The sequence below is a fragment of the Vibrio astriarenae genome (assembly GCF_010587385.1).
GTDB lineage: Bacteria > Pseudomonadota > Gammaproteobacteria > Enterobacterales > Vibrionaceae > Vibrio > Vibrio astriarenae.
Genome location: NZ_CP047475.1, coordinates 74150 through 92270, shown reverse-complemented (window position 1 = coordinate 92270; position 18121 = coordinate 74150). Strand labels below are relative to the sequence as shown.

The 18121-nt window shown below is 48.1% G+C and carries 16 protein-coding genes, 2 tRNA genes and 3 rRNA genes; 7 read left to right on the top strand and 14 right to left on the bottom strand.

The window, feature by feature from the left end:
* Nucleotides 1-20: 20 nt before the first annotated feature.
* Nucleotides 21-311 (bottom strand): co-chaperone GroES, encoded by a 291-nt coding sequence (locus GT360_RS00490; RefSeq protein ID WP_164647030.1) that lies wholly within the window; start codon nt 309-311, stop codon nt 21-23.
* Between the two features lie 266 nt (nt 312-577).
* Here GT360_RS00490 and GT360_RS00485 point away from each other — a divergent pair, with 266 nt between their 5' ends.
* Nucleotides 578-919, top strand: coding sequence for a DUF3135 domain-containing protein (locus GT360_RS00485; RefSeq protein ID WP_164647029.1), 342 nt, complete (start codon nt 578-580; stop codon nt 917-919).
* A 70-nt stretch (nt 920-989) separates the two neighbouring features.
* Here GT360_RS00485 and GT360_RS00480 read toward each other — a convergent pair.
* From GT360_RS00480 to GT360_RS00460, 5 genes are all read right to left on the bottom strand, one after another.
* A tRNA-Ser gene (locus tag GT360_RS00480) sits at nt 990-1080 on the bottom strand.
* Nucleotides 1081-1137: 57 nt separating this feature from the next.
* A 5S ribosomal RNA gene (gene rrf / locus GT360_RS00475) occupies nt 1138-1254 on the bottom strand.
* Nucleotides 1255-1344: 90 nt separating this feature from the next.
* Nucleotides 1345-4232, bottom strand: a 23S ribosomal RNA gene (locus GT360_RS00470).
* Between the two features lie 305 nt (nt 4233-4537).
* Nucleotides 4538-4613 (bottom strand) — tRNA-Glu (locus GT360_RS00465).
* A gap of 93 nt (nt 4614-4706) precedes the next feature.
* Nucleotides 4707-6258, bottom strand: a 16S ribosomal RNA gene (locus GT360_RS00460).
* Together the 16S, 23S and 5S rRNA genes with 2 tRNA genes alongside form the textbook arrangement of a ribosomal RNA operon.
* Before the next feature lie 538 nt (nt 6259-6796).
* Here GT360_RS00460 and GT360_RS00455 point away from each other — a divergent pair.
* Nucleotides 6797-7342 (top strand): gamma carbonic anhydrase family protein, encoded by a 546-nt coding sequence (locus tag GT360_RS00455; protein ID WP_164647028.1) that lies wholly within the window; start codon nt 6797-6799, stop codon nt 7340-7342.
* A gap of 67 nt (nt 7343-7409) precedes the next feature.
* Here GT360_RS00455 and GT360_RS00450 read toward each other — a convergent pair whose 3' ends face one another.
* Genes GT360_RS00450 through tsaC form a run of 4 tightly spaced genes read right to left on the bottom strand, consistent with a single transcriptional unit; the run spans nt 7410 to nt 10043 of the window.
* On the bottom strand, nt 7410-7670 hold the full coding sequence (locus GT360_RS00450) for a DUF1488 family protein (protein ID WP_164647027.1): 261 nt from the start codon (nt 7668-7670) through the stop codon (nt 7410-7412).
* Nucleotides 7670-8503 (bottom strand): shikimate dehydrogenase, encoded by an 834-nt coding sequence (gene aroE, locus GT360_RS00445; RefSeq protein WP_164647026.1) that lies wholly within the window; start codon nt 8501-8503, stop codon nt 7670-7672. Before aroE ends, GT360_RS00450 begins: the two co-directional genes overlap by 1 nt.
* Before the next feature lie 14 nt (nt 8504-8517).
* Entirely contained in the window at nt 8518-9438 is a 921-nt protein-coding gene (gene hemF / locus GT360_RS00440) for an oxygen-dependent coproporphyrinogen oxidase (RefSeq protein ID WP_239502569.1), read from the bottom strand.
* Nucleotides 9439-9485: 47 nt separating this feature from the next.
* Complete coding sequence (gene tsaC / locus GT360_RS00435) at nt 9486-10043, bottom strand: L-threonylcarbamoyladenylate synthase type 1 TsaC (protein ID WP_164647024.1); 558 nt, start codon at nt 10041-10043, stop codon at nt 9486-9488.
* A 182-nt stretch (nt 10044-10225) separates the two neighbouring features.
* On the opposite strand from tsaC, the gene purE reads away from it, so the two are divergent.
* Complete coding sequence (gene purE, locus GT360_RS00430) at nt 10226-10711, top strand: 5-(carboxyamino)imidazole ribonucleotide mutase (protein WP_164647023.1); 486 nt, start codon at nt 10226-10228, stop codon at nt 10709-10711.
* 3 nt (nt 10712-10714) lie between these two features.
* Nucleotides 10715-11842, top strand: a complete 1128-nt coding sequence (locus GT360_RS00425) for a 5-(carboxyamino)imidazole ribonucleotide synthase (RefSeq protein WP_164647022.1) — start codon at nt 10715-10717, stop codon at nt 11840-11842.
* A 64-nt stretch (nt 11843-11906) separates the two neighbouring features.
* Here the strand turns inward: GT360_RS00425 and GT360_RS00420 are convergent, their stop codons facing one another.
* The 4 genes from GT360_RS00420 to GT360_RS00405 are packed head-to-tail and all read right to left on the bottom strand — an operon-like array spanning nt 11907 to nt 15138.
* Nucleotides 11907-12482, bottom strand: coding sequence for a DNA topoisomerase family protein (locus GT360_RS00420; protein ID WP_164647021.1), 576 nt, complete (start codon nt 12480-12482; stop codon nt 11907-11909).
* Nucleotides 12483-12491: 9 nt separating this feature from the next.
* The gene (locus GT360_RS00415) at nt 12492-12968 is read right to left on the bottom strand and encodes a DUF494 family protein (RefSeq protein WP_164647020.1); all 477 of its coding nucleotides are present in this window, start codon (nt 12966-12968) and stop codon (nt 12492-12494) included.
* The gene (gene dprA, locus GT360_RS00410; RefSeq protein WP_164647019.1) at nt 12965-14092 is read right to left on the bottom strand and encodes a DNA-processing protein DprA; all 1128 of its coding nucleotides are present in this window, start codon (nt 14090-14092) and stop codon (nt 12965-12967) included. Before dprA ends, GT360_RS00415 begins: the two co-directional genes overlap by 4 nt.
* Entirely contained in the window at nt 14092-15138 is a 1047-nt protein-coding gene (locus GT360_RS00405) for a LysM peptidoglycan-binding domain-containing protein (RefSeq protein WP_164647018.1), read from the bottom strand. The genes dprA and GT360_RS00405 overlap by 1 nt, the downstream gene beginning before the upstream one ends.
* 128 nt (nt 15139-15266) lie before the next feature.
* On the opposite strand from GT360_RS00405, the gene def reads away from it, so the two are divergent.
* The 3 genes from def (at nt 15267) to rsmB (ending at nt 18116) form a co-directional block, all read left to right on the top strand.
* Complete coding sequence (gene def, locus GT360_RS00400; RefSeq protein ID WP_164647017.1) at nt 15267-15788, top strand: peptide deformylase; 522 nt, start codon at nt 15267-15269, stop codon at nt 15786-15788.
* Nucleotides 15789-15807: 19 nt separating this feature from the next.
* Nucleotides 15808-16755, top strand: coding sequence for a methionyl-tRNA formyltransferase (fmt, locus tag GT360_RS00395; RefSeq protein WP_164647016.1), 948 nt, complete (start codon nt 15808-15810; stop codon nt 16753-16755).
* A gap of 80 nt (nt 16756-16835) precedes the next feature.
* Nucleotides 16836-18116: a 16S rRNA (cytosine(967)-C(5))-methyltransferase RsmB gene (gene rsmB, locus GT360_RS00390; RefSeq protein WP_164647015.1), complete on the top strand. Its 1281-nt coding sequence runs from the start codon at nt 16836-16838 to the stop codon at nt 18114-18116.
* Nucleotides 18117-18121: the final 5 nt, after the last annotated feature.

The window sequence follows — 18121 nt, the reverse complement described above, 5'->3', positions numbered from 1 at the left end:
AATTACTCAACGATTGCTTATTAATCAACAATTGCCATGATGTCGTTTTCAGACATGATCAGCACTTCTTTACCGTCAATTTTTTCAGTCTTGGTGCCGTAGCCTTCAGCAAAGATCACTGTGTCACCAACTTTTACGTCCAATGGCTGAACTGAACCGTTCTCTAGGATACGGCCTTTACCAACAGCTAGTACAACACCGCGAGTTGATTTCTCTGCTGCAGAACCAGTTAAAACGATGCCGCCAGCCGACTTTGATTCAACTTCTTTGCGTTCAACGATAACTCGGTCGTGTAATGGACGAATGTTCATTGGTCGTCTCTCCTGATAATTTCCATGTTTAATGAGGTAATTGCCCATAACGTATTTGGGCTTTGCTTACCTCATATATGAGGTATGAAAGGCTTAATCCCAAGGGGGAGACGTAAAAAAAGTGTGATTTAGCCTGCAAAAAGAGAGAGCTAGAGGTCAGCTCCACTTAAGCTTATTTTCTTATCAATGAGACTTAATAGAGATGAACTGGGGATTAACTCATAGTTGCATATAATTTATACAAGGTCGCTTTAAGGAGTGAAGCTATGACAACCGAGTCCGCCCACTACCAACAACTTCCATCTTTTGATGAATTGGTGCTACTTGCCAAAGATAACCCAGAGGCTTTCGATGAACTGAAAGCTAACATGTGTAATGCCTGCATAGAGTCAGCGTCACCAGACATGCAGCCGCGTTTAAGAGCGCAGCAAAGCCACATCGATCTCGTGATCAGTCAAAGTAAAAACCCAATTCATGCCAATGTTTTATTGCGAAAAGAGCTATTGTGTCAGTTTCAGAAGTTTCGTGAAGCGCTTTGCGGAGAGTATGAAGAAGTAAAAGAGGCGGAAGTTGTGCAATTCCGACCCAAAAATGAAGAGTGGAGATAGTCGCTTTTCACTTCAGTACGAAACCGAAAATAGTAAAAAGCCCGCTAATTACTTAGCGAGCTTTTTAATGTGGCGGAGAGATAGGGATTTGAACCCTAGATACGCTATTAACGTATGCCGGTTTTCAAGACCGGTGCTTTCAACCACTCAGCCATCTCTCCACAATATGTAATCTCACTAAAGTCTTACTCGACTGCTTTAGTTCGATGTTGTTCAAAGCCTGGCGATGTCCTACTCTCACATGGGGAAACCCCACACTACCATCGGCGCTATTGCGTTTCACTTCTGAGTTCGGCATGGAAATCAGGTGGGTCCACAATGCTATGGTCGCCAAGCAAATTCTTAATTCGGAAAGCTTTTAAAAGTTAATGTGCACACATTCAATATTCTTGGCTTTGAGTCCATCAAAACCCCTTGGGTGTTGTATGGTTAAGCCTCACGGGCAATTAGTACAGGTTAGCTCAACGCCTCACAACGCTTACACACCCTGCCTATCAACGTTCTAGTCTCGAACAACCCTTTAGGACACTTAAAGTGCCAGGGAAGACTCATCTCAGGGCTCGCTTCCCGCTTAGATGCTTTCAGCGGTTATCGATTCCGAACTTAGCTACCGGGCAATGCGTCTGGCGACACAACCCGAACACCAGAGGTTCGTCCACTCCGGTCCTCTCGTACTAGGAGCAGCCCCCTTCAATCTTCCAACGCCCACGGCAGATAGGGACCGAACTGTCTCACGACGTTCTAAACCCAGCTCGCGTACCACTTTAAATGGCGAACAGCCATACCCTTGGGACCGACTTCAGCCCCAGGATGTGATGAGCCGACATCGAGGTGCCAAACACCGCCGTCGATATGAACTCTTGGGCGGTATCAGCCTGTTATCCCCGGAGTACCTTTTATCCGTTGAGCGATGGCCCTTCCATACAGAACCACCGGATCACTATGACCTGCTTTCGCACCTGCTCGAATTGTCATTCTCGCAGTCAAGCGGGCTTATGCCATTGCACTAACCTCACGATGTCCAACCGTGATTAGCCCACCTTCGTGCTCCTCCGTTACTCTTTGGGAGGAGACCGCCCCAGTCAAACTACCCACCAGGCACTGTCCTCACCCCAGATAATGGGGCTAAGTTAGAACATCAAACATACAAGGGTGGTATTTCAAGGATGGCTCCACAGATACTGGCGTACCTGCTTCAAAGCCTCCCACCTATCCTACACATGTAGGCTCAATGTTCAGTGCCAAGCTGTAGTAAAGGTTCACGGGGTCTTTCCGTCTAGCCGCGGGTACACTGCATCTTCACAGCGATTTCAATTTCACTGAGTCTCGGGTGGAGACAGCGTGGCCATCATTACGCCATTCGTGCAGGTCGGAACTTACCCGACAAGGAATTTCGCTACCTTAGGACCGTTATAGTTACGGCCGCCGTTTACCGGGGCTTCGATCAAGAGCTTCGACCTAAGTCTAACCCCATCAATTAACCTTCCGGCACCGGGCAGGCGTCACACCGTATACGTCATCTTACGATTTTGCACAGTGCTGTGTTTTTAATAAACAGTTGCAGCCACCTGGTATCTGCGACTCCCCATAGCTCCATCCGCAAGGGACTTCACCGCGAGGAGCGTACCTTCTCCCGAAGTTACGGTACCATTTTGCCTAGTTCCTTCACCCGAGTTCTCTCAAGCGCCTTGGTATTCTCTACCCGACCACCTGTGTCGGTTTGGGGTACGATTCCTTACAATCTGAAGCTTAGAGGCTTTTCCTGGAAGCATGGCATCAATGACTTCACTACCGTAGTAGCTCGACATCGTGTCTCAGCCTTAAAGAGAGCCGGATTTACCTAACTCTCAAGCCTACGCACTTGAACCTGGACAACCGTCGCCAGGCCCACCTAGCCTTCTCCGTCCCCCCATCGCAATTGTAAGAAGTACGGGAATATTAACCCGTTTCCCATCGACTACGCCTTTCGGCCTCGCCTTAGGGGTCGACTTACCCTGCCCCGATTAACGTTGGACAGGAACCCTTGGTCTTCCGGCGAGGAGGTTTTTCACCCCCTTTATCGTTACTCATGTCAGCATTCGCACTTCTGATACCTCCAGCAGACCTTACAGTCCACCTTCAACGGCTTACAGAACGCTCCCCTACCCAATGACTAAAAGTCATTGCCGCAGCTTCGGTGTATAGCTTAGCCCCGTTACATCTTCCGCGCAGGCCGACTCGACTAGTGAGCTATTACGCTTTCTTTAAATGATGGCTGCTTCTAAGCCAACATCCTAGCTGTCTAAGCCTTCCCACATCGTTTCCCACTTAGCTATACTTTGGGACCTTAGCTGGCGGTCTGGGTTGTTTCCCTCTCCACGACGGACGTTAGCACCCGCCGTGTGTCTCCCGGATAGTACTCACTGGTATTCGGAGTTTGCAAAGGGTTGGTAAGTCGGGATGACCCCCTAGCCTTAACAGTGCTCTACCCCCAGTGGTATTCGTCCGAGGCTCTACCTAAATAGATTTCGGGGAGAACCAGCTATCTCCAGGTTTGATTGGCCTTTCACCCCTAGCCACAAGTCATCCGCTAATTTTTCAACATTAGTCGGTTCGGTCCTCCAGTTGATGTTACTCAACCTTCAACCTGCCCATGGCTAGATCACCTGGTTTCGGGTCTATATCCAGCAACTCGACGCCCAGTTAAGACTCGATTTCTCTACGGCTCCCCTAGATGGTTAACCTTGCTACTGAATATAAGTCGCTGACCCATTATACAAAAGGTACGCAGTCACACCACGAAGGTGCTCCTACTGCTTGTACGTACACGGTTTCAGGTTCTATTTCACTCCCCTCACAGGGGTTCTTTTCGCCTTTCCCTCACGGTACTGGTTCACTATCGGTCAGTCAGTAGTATTTAGCCTTGGAGGATGGTCCCCCCATATTCAGACAGGATATCACGTGTCCCGCCCTACTCGATTTCACTGATGATGAGATGTCGGTTACGGGGCTATCACCCTGTATCGCGCCACTTTCCAGAGGCTTCACCTGTCTCACTAAAAGCTTAAGGGCTAATCCAATTTCGCTCGCCGCTACTTTCGGAATCTCGGTTGATTTCTTTTCCTCGGGGTACTTAGATGTTTCAGTTCCCCCGGTTCGCCTCACTAACCTATGTATTCAGTTAGTGATAACACCTTATGGTGCTGGGTTTCCCCATTCAGGAATCTCAGACTCACAGGTTTTTACTACCTAATCTGAGCTTATCGCAAGTTAATACGCCTTTCATCGCCTCTGACTGCCAAGGCATCCACCGTGTACGCTTAGTCACTTAACCATACAACCCGAAGGAGTTTCGAGTTGTTGTTTAAACAACCAAAGTTGTCTGCAATTTTTATACATGATGCAGACTCGATTTTGCCGGACTCAAATATAAGTATCTTTCGATACTTCCAAGAACACTTGAATGTGTGTTGGTACCTAAAACCGTAGTTTTAGGATTTGAGAACTTTTAATTGAATAACAACGCATCTCAAAGAGATGGGGATTGTTGTTATTCGTCAGCTTTCCAAATTGTTAAAGAGCTAATCACTTCAAAAGAAGTAACCATTTTTAAAAGCACTCATCGAATGCGCTTAAAGATGGCATCCCGTAGGGGAGTCGAACCCCTGTTACCGCCGTGAAAGGGCGGTGTCCTAGGCCTCTAGACGAACGGGACACGGTTTGTTTATTTCTGCTTAAAAGCAGAAGCAAACTGAGCTCAAATTAAACCAATCAATCTGTGTGAACACTCATCGCAATAATCATCGTATAAGGAGGTGATCCAGCCCCAGGTTCCCCTAGGGCTACCTTGTTACGACTTCACCCCAGTCATGAACCACAAAGTGGTGAGCGTCCTCCCGAAGGTTAAACTACCCACTTCTTTTGCAGCCCACTCCCATGGTGTGACGGGCGGTGTGTACAAGGCCCGGGAACGTATTCACCGTGGCATTCTGATCCACGATTACTAGCGATTCCGACTTCATGGAGTCGAGTTGCAGACTCCAATCCGGACTACGACGCACTTTTTGGGATTCGCTCACTCTCGCAAGTTGGCTGCCCTCTGTATGCGCCATTGTAGCACGTGTGTAGCCCTACTCGTAAGGGCCATGATGACTTGACGTCGTCCCCACCTTCCTCCGGTTTATCACCGGCAGTCTCCCTGGAGTTCCCACCCGAAGTGCTGGCAAACAAGGATAAGGGTTGCGCTCGTTGCGGGACTTAACCCAACATTTCACAACACGAGCTGACGACAGCCATGCAGCACCTGTCTCAGAGTTCCCGAAGGCACCAATTCATCTCTGAAAAGTTCTCTGGATGTCAAGAGTAGGTAAGGTTCTTCGCGTTGCATCGAATTAAACCACATGCTCCACCGCTTGTGCGGGCCCCCGTCAATTCATTTGAGTTTTAATCTTGCGACCGTACTCCCCAGGCGGTCTACTTAACGCGTTAGCTCCGAAAGCCACGGCTCAAGGCCACAACCTCCAAGTAGACATCGTTTACGGCGTGGACTACCAGGGTATCTAATCCTGTTTGCTCCCCACGCTTTCGCATCTGAGTGTCAGTATCTGTCCAGGGGGCCGCCTTCGCCACCGGTATTCCTTCAGATCTCTACGCATTTCACCGCTACACCTGAAATTCTACCCCCCTCTACAGTACTCTAGTCTGCCAGTTTCAAATGCTGTTCCGAGGTTGAGCCCCGGGCTTTCACATCTGACTTAACAAACCACCTGCATGCGCTTTACGCCCAGTAATTCCGATTAACGCTCGCACCCTCCGTATTACCGCGGCTGCTGGCACGGAGTTAGCCGGTGCTTCTTCTGCAGCTAACGTCAAACGAGCACGCTATTAACGTACCCGCCTTCCTCACTGCTGAAAGTGCTTTACAACCCGAAGGCCTTCTTCACACACGCGGCATGGCTGCATCAGGCTTGCGCCCATTGTGCAATATTCCCCACTGCTGCCTCCCGTAGGAGTCTGGACCGTGTCTCAGTTCCAGTGTGGCTGATCATCCTCTCAGACCAGCTAGGGATCGTCGCCTTGGTGAGCCTTTACCTCACCAACTAGCTAATCCCACCTGGGCTAATCTTGACGCGAGAGGCCCGAAGGTCCCCCTCTTTGGCCCGAAGGCATTATGCGGTATTAGCTATCGTTTCCAATAGTTATCCCCCACATCAAGGCATATTCCCAGGCATTACTCACCCGTCCGCCGCTCGCCGCCCATGATTTCCACCGAAGCTTCTATCATGTCGCTGCCGCTCGACTTGCATGTGTTAGGCCTGCCGCCAGCGTTCAATCTGAGCCATGATCAAACTCTTCAATTTAAGATTTTGATGTTCCGAAGAACTGACTCAATGAATACTGACTTCAAAACTACTAATGTAATTTTAAAGCTATTATCGTTCCAACAGAACGATAATGAATTGACTGTGCCGATACTAATGTATCGATTGGTCACTCAGTTCATTGAAATCTAAGTTGAAGCCTAAGCTTCATTTTGGATTATCATCAACGAGTGCCCACACAGATTGATAGGTTTATATTGTTAAAGAGCGTTGCTTTCAGGCTTTCCCTCAAAGCGGACGTGCATTTTAGCGATTTAAGTTTTCGTGTCAACCACTTTTTTAAATCTTTTTTCAAGCGATTCGCTTGAAACGTTTTGCACTTACTGACTTCGTTTGATTCCTTTCGGCCTCTCCCGTGTCAGCGAGGTGGCATTATAGAGATTGCCGATCAGTTGGCAAGCCCTTTTTTGGGTTTTTTTATATTTTCTTGCCGTTAGCTGTTTTTTTGCTCAAAACAGGCTATTTTTACTATTCTTCTCTATTATTTCCCCCTATTTATTAGCAAAAGAGTAGTTTTATGGCGTCTTTACGTAGTTACAAAGGATTAAGCCCAAAAGTTGGCGAACGCGTCTATATAGACGAAACATCCGTTTTAGTTGGCGATATTGTGTTAGGAGATGATGCGAGTATCTGGCCATTTGTGGCCGCTCGTGGCGATGTAAACCATATCCACATTGGAAACCGCACAAACATCCAAGATGGCTCAGTGTTGCACGTGACTCATAAGAATCAAGATAACCCGAACGGTTACCCGCTTATCATTGGCAACGATGTAACTGTGGGTCACAAGGTGATGCTCCACGGCTGTGAGATAAAAGATCGAGTTTTAGTTGGTATGGGGGCAATTCTCTTGGATGGCGCCATTATCGAATCCGACGTAATGATCGGTGCTGGAGCCTTGGTGCCTCCAGGAAAGGTTCTAGAATCTGGCTTTCTGTACGTTGGTAGCCCTGTAAAGCAAGCTCGAAGGCTGACTGAAAAAGAATCGGCTTTTTTGCAACGTTCTGCTGATAACTATGTGCAGAACAAAAATGACTATTTAGAGCATGTCATTAATCTATAGGCGTGTGGTGACGACTGACATCACCACACATTTATTACGTCTATATATAGAAGAGAGCGAACAACCACTATAATGCGACTCTCCCCTGTGGGTCGAAGTTCTCTTCCTCTATCTCTTCCTCTACTAACTCTTCAATGTCGAACCGAAACTGACAAAAAAGTGCTAATGCTTGCTTCTCTGTTTCGCAAGTCTGTTGAGAAAGCATCTCTAATCTAGCTTTAGAGATTGCACATTCAATCAGTGCCCCCCCCTGCTGTGCGGGAAACAAAACACATTGCTTCTCTTCATCCCACGTTTGAATGTCAGGAAATAGGATTGATTGATTCACTATAAGCCCTCTAAGTTCTTTCTTAATTCTCTGAGTACTTGCTTGGTTCCTGGCATTAACCCGCGCCATACCATAAAGCTTTCCGCAGCCTGACCTACCAACATGCCAAGCCCATCCAGCGTTTTGCTCGCACCATGCTCTTTTGCCCACTGGTTGAAGCTGGTAACGTGCGACTTATATGCCATGTCATACGCTGTCGTACTGGAGGTGAAAATAGTACTAGGAACACCTGGTAGGTCACCACTCATACTCGACGCTGTTGAGTTGATCACCACATCAAAGCCACCCTCCAATTCGTTAGCGGGTATTGCGATGATCTTACCGTACTCAGTGAATATCTGAGCAAGCTCTTGAGCCTTTGCAAAAGTACGGTTGGTTATGATGAGTTCCGACGGTTTTTGGTCCAGTAAAGGTTTTAATACCCCACGGCATGCACCACCAGCCCCAATCACCAAAATACGAGCGCCTTCCAATACCACTTGTGCATTAAGTAGGTCTTGAACTAACCCAGCACCATCTGTGTTGTCACCGATCACTTGGCCATCATCGAGACGTTTAAGCGTGTTTACCGCGCCTGCAAGCGTAGCTCTTTCCGTGAGTGTACTCGCGTATTGAAACGCATCCAGCTTAAAAGGCATGGTTACGTTGCATCCTTTCCCTCCCTCAGCAAAGAAGGCGTCGACAGCTTGCTGAAAACCATCGACCTCAGGTTCAGCCATCGTGTACTCCATTGACTGATTGGTTTGACGCGCGAACAGAGTATGGATAAATGGTGACTTGCTCTGCTTTATTGGGTTACCGAACACAAGGTAGCGATCTACTAACGGTGTCATCTCTAGTCCTTAATTTATTGTGCTAGCCACTCTTGGGCTTTCAAATATTGGGTTGTTAAGCGCTCTTCCGCTGATCCAGGCTGTGGCTGATACGCGTACTCCCAACGAGCAAGCGGAGGCATCGACATCAAAATAGATTCAGTTCGCCCCCCACTTTGCAGGCCAAACAGCGTCCCCCTATCATAAACGAGATTAAACTCTACATATCGACCACGACGATAAAGCTGGAATTCTCGTTGCTGCTCTGAATAAGGAACCGATTTACGGCGCTCAACAATAGGTAAGTAGGCTTGGCAGTATCCATTTCCGACGGCTTGCATATAAGCAAAGCTTTTATCAAAACCCCATTGATTTAAGTCATCAAAGAACAAGCCCCCCACACCACGAGTCTCTTCTCTATGTGGTAAATAGAAGTACTCATCACACCATCGCTTGTGATCGGCATACACCTTGTCGCCAAAAGGATCACACAAAGACTTAGCGGTCTGATGCCAATGGGTGCAATCATCATCAAAAGGGTAAAAAGGAGTAAGGTCAAAACCACCGCCAAACCACCAGATTGGAGCTTCTCCCTCTTTCTCTGCAATAAAGAAGCGCACATTTGCGTGGGAAGTAGGAACAAATGGATTATGCGGATGCATCACTAAAGACACCCCCATGGCCTCAAACTTACGTCCAGCAAGCTCAGGGCGATGCGCTGTCGCTGAGGCAGGCATCTCACCACCGGTGACATGTGAGAAATTGACGCCACCTTGCTCAAACACAGCCCCGCTTTTCATCACACGGCTGCGTCCCCCACCGCCTAAGCGATGGTCTTGCTCTCGTGTCCATGCATCTTCAACAAACTGCCCAGCACCATCCGCTTGCTCAAGCTGGCGACATATCTCGTCTTGCAATGACAACAAGAACTTCTTTACCGCTTCTTTATCTACCACCAATCTTTCCTTACTTGGGTTGATCTCTTTTACTTTACTGTTGAACCTTATCCTTGACGGAAAACCTGCCCGGTCTTGACGTCGCGAATCTCACTTGGGTTATCTCGACCTCCAGTTTCACCTTTTACCAAAGTCACACCGGTATCTCCCAACTGTTCTTTAACTTGATCATAGGTCTTACAAGCAGGCTGCCCTGTCAAATTGGCACTCGTCGAGGTGATCGGTTTGCCAAATGCGAGACAAAGCTCTTGCACCAACGGATGATCAGTAACACGCACAGCAACAGAGTCAAATTGTCCAGATACCCAGTCTGTTACTTTATTACTTGCAGGCACAACCCAGGTAACTGGTCCAGGCCAACTCGCTTTCATCGCATCTAGCTGCTGATCGGTAAGCTGTGACAGTTCGATATAGTCCTGCAATTGCGAAAACTCAGCCGCAATCAGTATTAAGCCCTTCTCTACTGGGCGCTGCTTTACATTAAGTAGTTTTTGAATCGCTTCTGCATTATCTGGATCACAACCAACACCAAACACTCCCTCGGTTGGATAAGCGATGACCTCTCCCTGCTGCAAGGCTTCGATCGCCAATGTTAAATTATCCACGTCGTGACTCCCTTTTTCGATATTGCACACTAGAATAGAGACTTTGCAATGACTGACAAAAGAGTGCAAATACTATTCTTGCCAAACGCCCCACGCAAACGTTTGCTTGAGGCGTAAATACTCGTATAATGCGCTCAAATTCTACTTTACCACCTCACTTTGTGATTATTTAGGAGCAAGAGATGAAAGTCGGCATCATCATGGGTTCAAAATCAGACTGGCCAACAATGAAATTAGCAGCAGAGATGCTGGATCAGTTTGGCGTACCTTACGAAACCAAAGTGGTTTCAGCTCACCGTACTCCTCAACTACTGGCTGACTACGCGAACAGTGCTAAGGAGCGTGGTATCAAAGTTATCATCGCTGGTGCTGGCGGTGCGGCGCACCTTCCAGGTATGGCAGCAGCATTTACTAGCGTTCCTGTGCTAGGTGTTCCTGTTCAGTCTCGTGCTCTTAAAGGCATGGACTCTCTACTGTCTATCGTGCAAATGCCAAAAGGTATCGCTGTTGGTACTTTGGCGATTGGTGAAGCAGGCGCGGCAAATGCCGGCATTCTTGCGGCTCAAATCATCGGTACGCATGACGAAGAAGTGATGGCAAAAGTGGAAGCATTCCGCACTGAGCAGACTGAAACTGTTCTGGCAAACCCAAACCCTGCTGAGGATTAATCAATGCAAGTGCTTGTACTCGGAGCTGGCCAACTTGCACGCATGATGTCGCTTGCAGGTGCGCCACTCAATATCAATATCAGTGCATTCGATGTCGGTAGTGAAAACATCGTTCACCCTCTAACTCAAGCTGTACTAGGCCATGGCTTAGAAAATGCGATTGAGCAAGCGGATGTGATCACTGCAGAGTTTGAGCATATTCCACATCATATTCTTGATGTCTGCGAACAGAGTGGCAAGTTCCTACCGACCACCGATGCAATTAAAGCAGGCGGTGATCGCCGCATAGAGAAAGCACTGTTAGATAACGCCGGCGTAAAAAATGCCAAATACGCGGTCATTAGCAGTCGCGAAGACTTCACCAAAGCGATTGAACACGTTGGCATGCCAATGGTACTGAAAAGTGCGCTTGGTGGTTACGATGGTAAAGGTCAATGGCGTTTGAAATCTGCAGACCAAGTAGAAGCAATCTGGGCAGAGATGGAAGCGTGCATTGCTGCGACCAGCACTCAAGCAATCGTCGCTGAAGAGTTTGTTCCCTTCAACCGTGAAGTCTCTCTTGTTGGCGCTCGCGGCAAAGATGGACAAGTGGAGGTCTACCCACTGGCTGAAAACGTCCACACCGATGGTGTTCTCTCTCTGTCGACAGCAATCGAAGATGCCGGACTACAAGAGCAGGCAAAAGCGATGTTCACTGCCGTTGCGAATAGTCTAGATTACGTTGGTGTTCTGGCACTCGAGTTTTTTGATGTCGATGGACAACTGCTGGTGAATGAGATCGCACCACGTGTACACAACTCAGGTCACTGGACTCAACAAGGTGCTGTAACTTGCCAATTTGAAAATCATCTTCGCGCAGTGTGCGGCCTGCCACTTGGCAGCACCAAACTGATTCGCAAAACGTCGATGATTAACATCCTTGGTGAAGACTCCCTACCAACCTCTCTATTTGCAATGGAAGGCTGTCATATTCACTGGTACGGCAAAGACAAGCGCCCTGGCCGCAAAATGGGTCATATTAATGTTTGTGCCGACAGCAATGAAGAGCTCGTGACTAAGTTAGTCGCACTGGCGAGAGAGCTGGATAAAGAGGCTTACCCTGCAGTGCATGCGTTTGCCGCTCAGCACTAATAGCAGTATCGAGAAAACACAAAAAGGAGCCAATGGCTCCTTTTTTTAGCAACTAAATCTGCACTTATTGCTGATGCTGACACTTTTTATCAGCGCACAACAGAACGTTGCCAGCTGCACGTTTCTTTTCCACCAGCAAACTAAAACCACACTTTTCACAACGACCTGCCACCGGCGTAAAATTCACAGCAAAGCGACATTTCGGGTAGGCATCACAAGCATGAAAAGATTTACCATGGCGGGTCTTACGCTCAACTAAATGCCCTTTGTGGCATTCAGGGCAAGCAATCTGCTCTGGCTCTTGCTCATCCTGCGGCGCTGTGAGGGATTCTATATGGTGGCAGTTAGGAAAATCACTACAACCAATAAACATCCCGTAACGGCCTTGACGCAGCACCAACTCATGTTCGCATTTAGGGCATGCCACCCCTAAATGTTTCACTATATGCCCATCATTTTGGTGTAGCGGGCGAATATAGTCACATTGAGGATACTGATTGCAGCCCAAGAACGCACCGTGCTTACCATTACGCAGCTCAAGCTCACCTGAGCGACCGCTCTCTTGGCATTTGGGGCACGCCTCATGCTCTAGTGCATGTTCGTGGGCGGAGAATAATTGGCTGTCGATTTTACTGCTCATAACAAATGACTAGTGGAGAATACCCTGCTCTTTTGAATACAAAAGCTCTTCCATTAGCGTATAAGCGTTCTCATTCCCTGGAACATTAAACAGAACCATCAAGACAATCCACTTCAAGTCTTCCAGTTCAAACTCATTGGTTTCTAGACCCATAACGCGATCGATCACCATCTCGCGTATGTCTGGTTTCATGACACCAACTTGCTCTAGAAACAGTAAAAAGCCTCGACACTCTAGGTTCAAGCGATCGGCTTCTTTATTGGTATAAATGCGAGTCGAACGTATATCACCTGAGGCAATAGCCGCGTGTTCATCCGTTTGTTGCAGCAAGGCGAGTTCTTCTAACCATTGCAGCGCTTTATAGATGTCTTTATCTTGAAAACCCGCTCTGAGTAGCTCATCTTCCAGTTCGTCCTGGTCGACTTGCAACTCTGCATCACTATGGACATAGGTTTCGAACAAGTACATCAAAATGTCCATCATCATCGTTTGCCTCCCCCTAAACGAACGTAACCACCGGGGACGGAAGTCACCACACCAAGCAGCTCGAGCTCAAGAAGTTGATTCATTAATTCTTGTATTGGTATATGGGTCCGACTCACCAAAATATCAATAGGCGTCGGTTCTAATCCTACGTTAGCGAACAGTTCAGGAAATGGCAATTCTTGTTGTGTATCTGCGGGCAAGTTTTCATGTGGATCAAGCAACGATGGCGCCACCGCTTGCTGAGTCCAACGCACTAGAGTGTCAATTTCACACAAAATGTCATCCACCGTTTGCACCAAGCAGGCACCGTTTTTTATCAGTTGGTTGTTACCCCTATAGGTAGGAAGATGAATAGAGCCAGGTATGGCGAAGACATCTCTACCTTGCTCTGCCGCATATCGAGCAGTGATCAAAGAGCCACTTTTTTCCGCCGCTTCAACCACTAATACTCCGGTAGATAGGCCACTAATAATACGGTTGCGACGAGGAAAGTTCTCTCTTTTTGGAGGCGTGTCGGGGGGAAATTCTGAGACGAGTGCACCCGTTGAGACAATTTGCTCTGCGAGCGCACGATGTTTCGCTGGATAGAGGCAATCCAACCCAGACCCAAGAGCGGCAACAGTGCAGCCTCCAGCATCAAGCGCGCCTTGATGGGCATAGCCGTCGATACCTAATGCTAAACCACTGGTAATGGTCAATTGGTTCTCTGCCAACTGCTTGGCGAATTGCCTCGCCAGATTCAACCCATCAATCGTTGCGTGTCGACTGCCTACCATGGCAATCTGTGTTGTCGACAAAGCGGACAGACGGCCACTAACAAACAATACTCTCGGTGGATTTGAAACCTGTTTGAGTAGTGGCGGATAGGCCTCATCTTGCTGCGTCACAATATTGTGATGGTCATTCGACGCTTTCCACTGCAGCAAAGCGTTTACTTTCGCTTCGCTGTGGTGTTTTAAATAATCTATCTGCGCCGCAGTAAAGCCCACGGACTGCAACTCAGAAACTGACCTTGATAGCCACTGTTTTGGCGCATCAAGACTGACTATCTTTTCAAACGTTTTTGCCCGCAACCTTGGGGTCAATGAAAGGGCTAGCCAAGCCGCTAGTTCTTGCTCTTTCATTAGTGGGTACCTTCCGGGTTAGGGGCCATCAATTCAGTATCGATACCAATTGGCGCCGTTGCTTGTGTCACTAACGCCAAGCTGTAGTCACGATATGGGCGAATGACCATCAAATATCCAACAGCAACGCTGGGGAGTTGATACTGTTTATCTTGGTGCTGCTCAAGCTTACTCGACACACCTTTTTGATACAGTTGAAACATACTGCCCTGTTCAAAGCCCTGGTCGCGACCGCCAGAAACCACCACTACATCATTAGAACCAGAGTATTGACTGCCCTCTAAAGAGCCTAATATTTTACTCACTGAACCTGAGGGGCCAGGCTGCGGATAAAAGGTAGGGTTGAGTAAAGCTTCCTCTGTACCGATATCACTCAAAACAATATCCCCTGCCATGATCTCTTGATACTGAATCGATACCGATAACGCTGATAGCTCTTCATCCGAAGTCACCACTTCTCCTTCTGCTATCTTCTTTAAAGCCGTTACCTCTCGTCCATCAACATCAAAGGTGCGCATCTCTCGATAGATACCCCAACGAGAGGGAGGCTGTTGACCGGAGATATAGATCAGATTGGCATCCGTCAGATAACGGCGACCATCACTGGCACCAACCACTCGCTCAGCAGAATGCAGCTGTTGAGTATCAAGCAATCGGTGAGATTTAAGATAGGGTAAGAACAACTCTTCACGAACCGCCTTGATCGGCGGCTTAGCCTGCTTTCTCGCTTTAGGACTCAGTTTAACCATGGGTTTCAAGGTCAACATGGGCTGCCCATTGCGCCACTCCAGACTCAGTTTGTCGCCTGGGTAAATCAGGTGAGGGTTTTCTATCTCTGGATTCATTTGCCATAAACGAGGCCAAAGCCACGGACTATCAAGATACAAACTGGAGATCTCCCACAAAGTATCTCCTTTGATGACGGTGTAAGTCTTGGGCGCATCTTGCTTAATGGACAATACATTCGCTTCAACTCCCAAAGACAGAGAGAGGGTAAGCAAACATGCGAAAGTGGTCGCCACAAATTGGCGTAAGTATCGCTTCATGAGCTAATTCCCTTGGTCCTAGATTCCGAATTAACGCTGTTGGATGCTGTCATTTAGGTCATAAAATGTCTAGAATTGACCCAACAAGCGTCGTGCTGTTTCGGCACAGTTCAATATTTCGAGTGTTTATGGCTGTTTTAAATGTATTAAGTATCCCGGATGATCGTCTTCGCACAGTGGCAAAACCTGTCGAGGCAGTGACTCCTGAAATCCAGAAAATCGTAGATGATATGCTGGAGACCATGTACGCAGAAGAAGGTATCGGCTTAGCGGCGACGCAGGTTGATATCCACCAGCGTATTGTTGTTATCGATATCTCTGAGACTCGTGATGAGCCGATGGTGCTTATCAACCCTGAGATCACAGATAAGCGTGGCGAAGATGGCATTGAAGAAGGCTGTCTGTCGGTACCTGGTGCCCGTGCCCTAGTGCCTCGCGCAGCTGAAGTGAGTGTGAAAGCACTGGATCGTGATGGCAAAGCGTTCGCTTTTGAAGCTGACGACCTACTGGCTATCTGTGTTCAACACGAGCTTGACCATTTAGAGGGCAAACTGTTTGTTGATTACCTTTCACCACTGAAGCGCAAGCGTATCCAAGATAAACTTGCGAAGATCAAGCGCTTTAACGAAAAGCAATCAAGCAGAGCCTAACAAACAAAGGAGCATTACCTTGAGCAAGCCATTAAAAATTGTCTTTGCTGGTACTCCCGATTTCGCCGCCCGTCATTTGGCGGCGTTGTTGTCTTCAGAGCATGAAGTCATCGCGGTTTACACCCAACCAGACCGTCCAGCTGGACGCGGTAAGAAGCTAACGGCAAGCCCGGTAAAAACGATCGCGCTAGAAAATGATATCGCCGTTTACCAACCTGAGAACTTTAAATCAGATGAAGCGAAGCAAGCTCTTGCCGATCTCAACGCTGATATCATGGTTGTCGTCGCGTATGGCTTATTACTGCCACAAGCCGTACTCGACACGCCAAAACTTGGCTGTATCAACGTACATGGCTCTATCTTGCCGCGCTGGCGTGGCGCTGCGCCTATCCAACGCTCTATTTGGGCCGGTGATAAAGAGACTGGTGTGACCATTATGCAGATGGATATTGGTCTTGATACTGGCGACATGCTGAAAATTGCCACCCTGCCTATTGAAGCGACAGACACCAGCGCTTCAATGTATGAAAAGCTCGCTGAGCTCGGTCCTGATGCACTGATCGACTGTTTAGCTGATATTGCAAATGGGTCAGCAGTGGCTGAAAAGCAAGACGATGCGCTAGCGAACTATGCGAAGAAACTCAGCAAAGAAGAAGCTCGTATTCATTGGGGTGACGAAGCAACGCACATCGAGCGATGTGTTCGTGCCTTTAACCCATGGCCAATGAGCCACTTCACTGCAGCAGACAATAGTATCAAAGTCTGGCAAAGCCGCGTTGCCGAACAAGCAACGGACAAGCCTGCAGGTACGATCATCCAAGCAGACAAAACAGGTATCTATGTGGCCACTGGTAATGGTGTGCTCGTGCTAGAGCAGTTACAAGTGCCTGGAAAGAAAGCGATGTCGGTTCAAGACATCCTAAACTCAAGAGCAAGCTGGTTCGAAGTTGGTTCTCAACTCAGCTAACGCTACTCATTCACTGTCATGCAGTGAATAACGTACATTTTGAGGGCAGAGATGCCCTCCCTTAATTTAAGGTACTCACTATGAATGTTCGCGCAGCTGCCGCAAACGTAATTTTTCAAGTGGTCGACAAAGGCCAATCCCTTTCACACGCACTACCTGCGGCACAAAAGACCATCAGACCTCGTGATCATGCCCTACTGCAAGAAATTTGCTACGGCGCATTACGTTACCTTCCGCGCTTAGAGTCGATTGCCAATGAACTGATGGATAACCCCCTAAAAGGGAAAAAGCGTGTGTTCCATCACCTGATCTTGGTGGGTATCTACCAATTGAGCTTCATGCGCATCCCATCTCATGCAGCGGTTGCTGAAACCGTTGAAGCGACCAAAACCCTGCGTGGTCCAAACCTACGTGGATTAATCAATGCTGTATTGCGTAACTACCTGCGTAATCAAGAAGCGCTTGATGAGATGGCCACAAGTCATAATGCGGGTAAGTACGGTCACCCGAACTGGTTGCTCAAATTGCTTCAAGAACACTATCCACAGCAGTGGGAGGAAATTGTTGAAGCTAACAACAACAAAGCGCCTATGTGGCTGCGCGTCAACCGTCAACACCACACCCGTGAGCAATACATTGAGTACCTCAATGATGAAAACATTGAATTCACTCTCCACCCGCAAGCAGCGGACGCGATAAAATTAGCGAAACCTTGTGATGTCACTCTACTTCCTGGTTTTGACCGTGGTTGGGTGTCAGTTCAAGATGCTGCCGCTCAGTTATCCGTTGATTACTTGCAGCCGCAAGAAGGTGAGCTAATTCTTGATTGTTGTGCCGCTCCCGGTGGCAAAACAGCCCACATCCTAGAGCACACTAATGACACTGAAGTCGTGGCTATTGATGCAGACCCAGCTCGCCTAGATCGCGTGTATGACAATCTAGACCGTCTGCACCTTAAAGCTGACGTGATCTGTGGTGATGCTCGTTACCCACAAGAGTGGTGGCAGGGTGATAAGTTCGATCGTATTCTGCTTGATGCGCCTTGTTCAGCAACCGGTGTGATTCGACGCCACCCAGACATCAAGTGGCTGCGTCGCGCCGATGACATTGAGGCTCTAGCTAAGCTACAGAGCGAAATCATCGATGCTATGTGGCAACAGCTAAAACCAGGCGGAACTCTAGTGTATGCGACGTGCTCAATCACGCCACAAGAGAACGTTGAGCAAGTGAAGGCCTTCCTTGAGCGTACCGATGGTGTCGAGCTGATTGGGAGTGACGCGTCACATCCTGGGCGACAAATTCTGCCAGGAGAAGACGACATGGATGGCTTCTACTATGCTGTACTTAAAAAGAGTGCATAATTAAC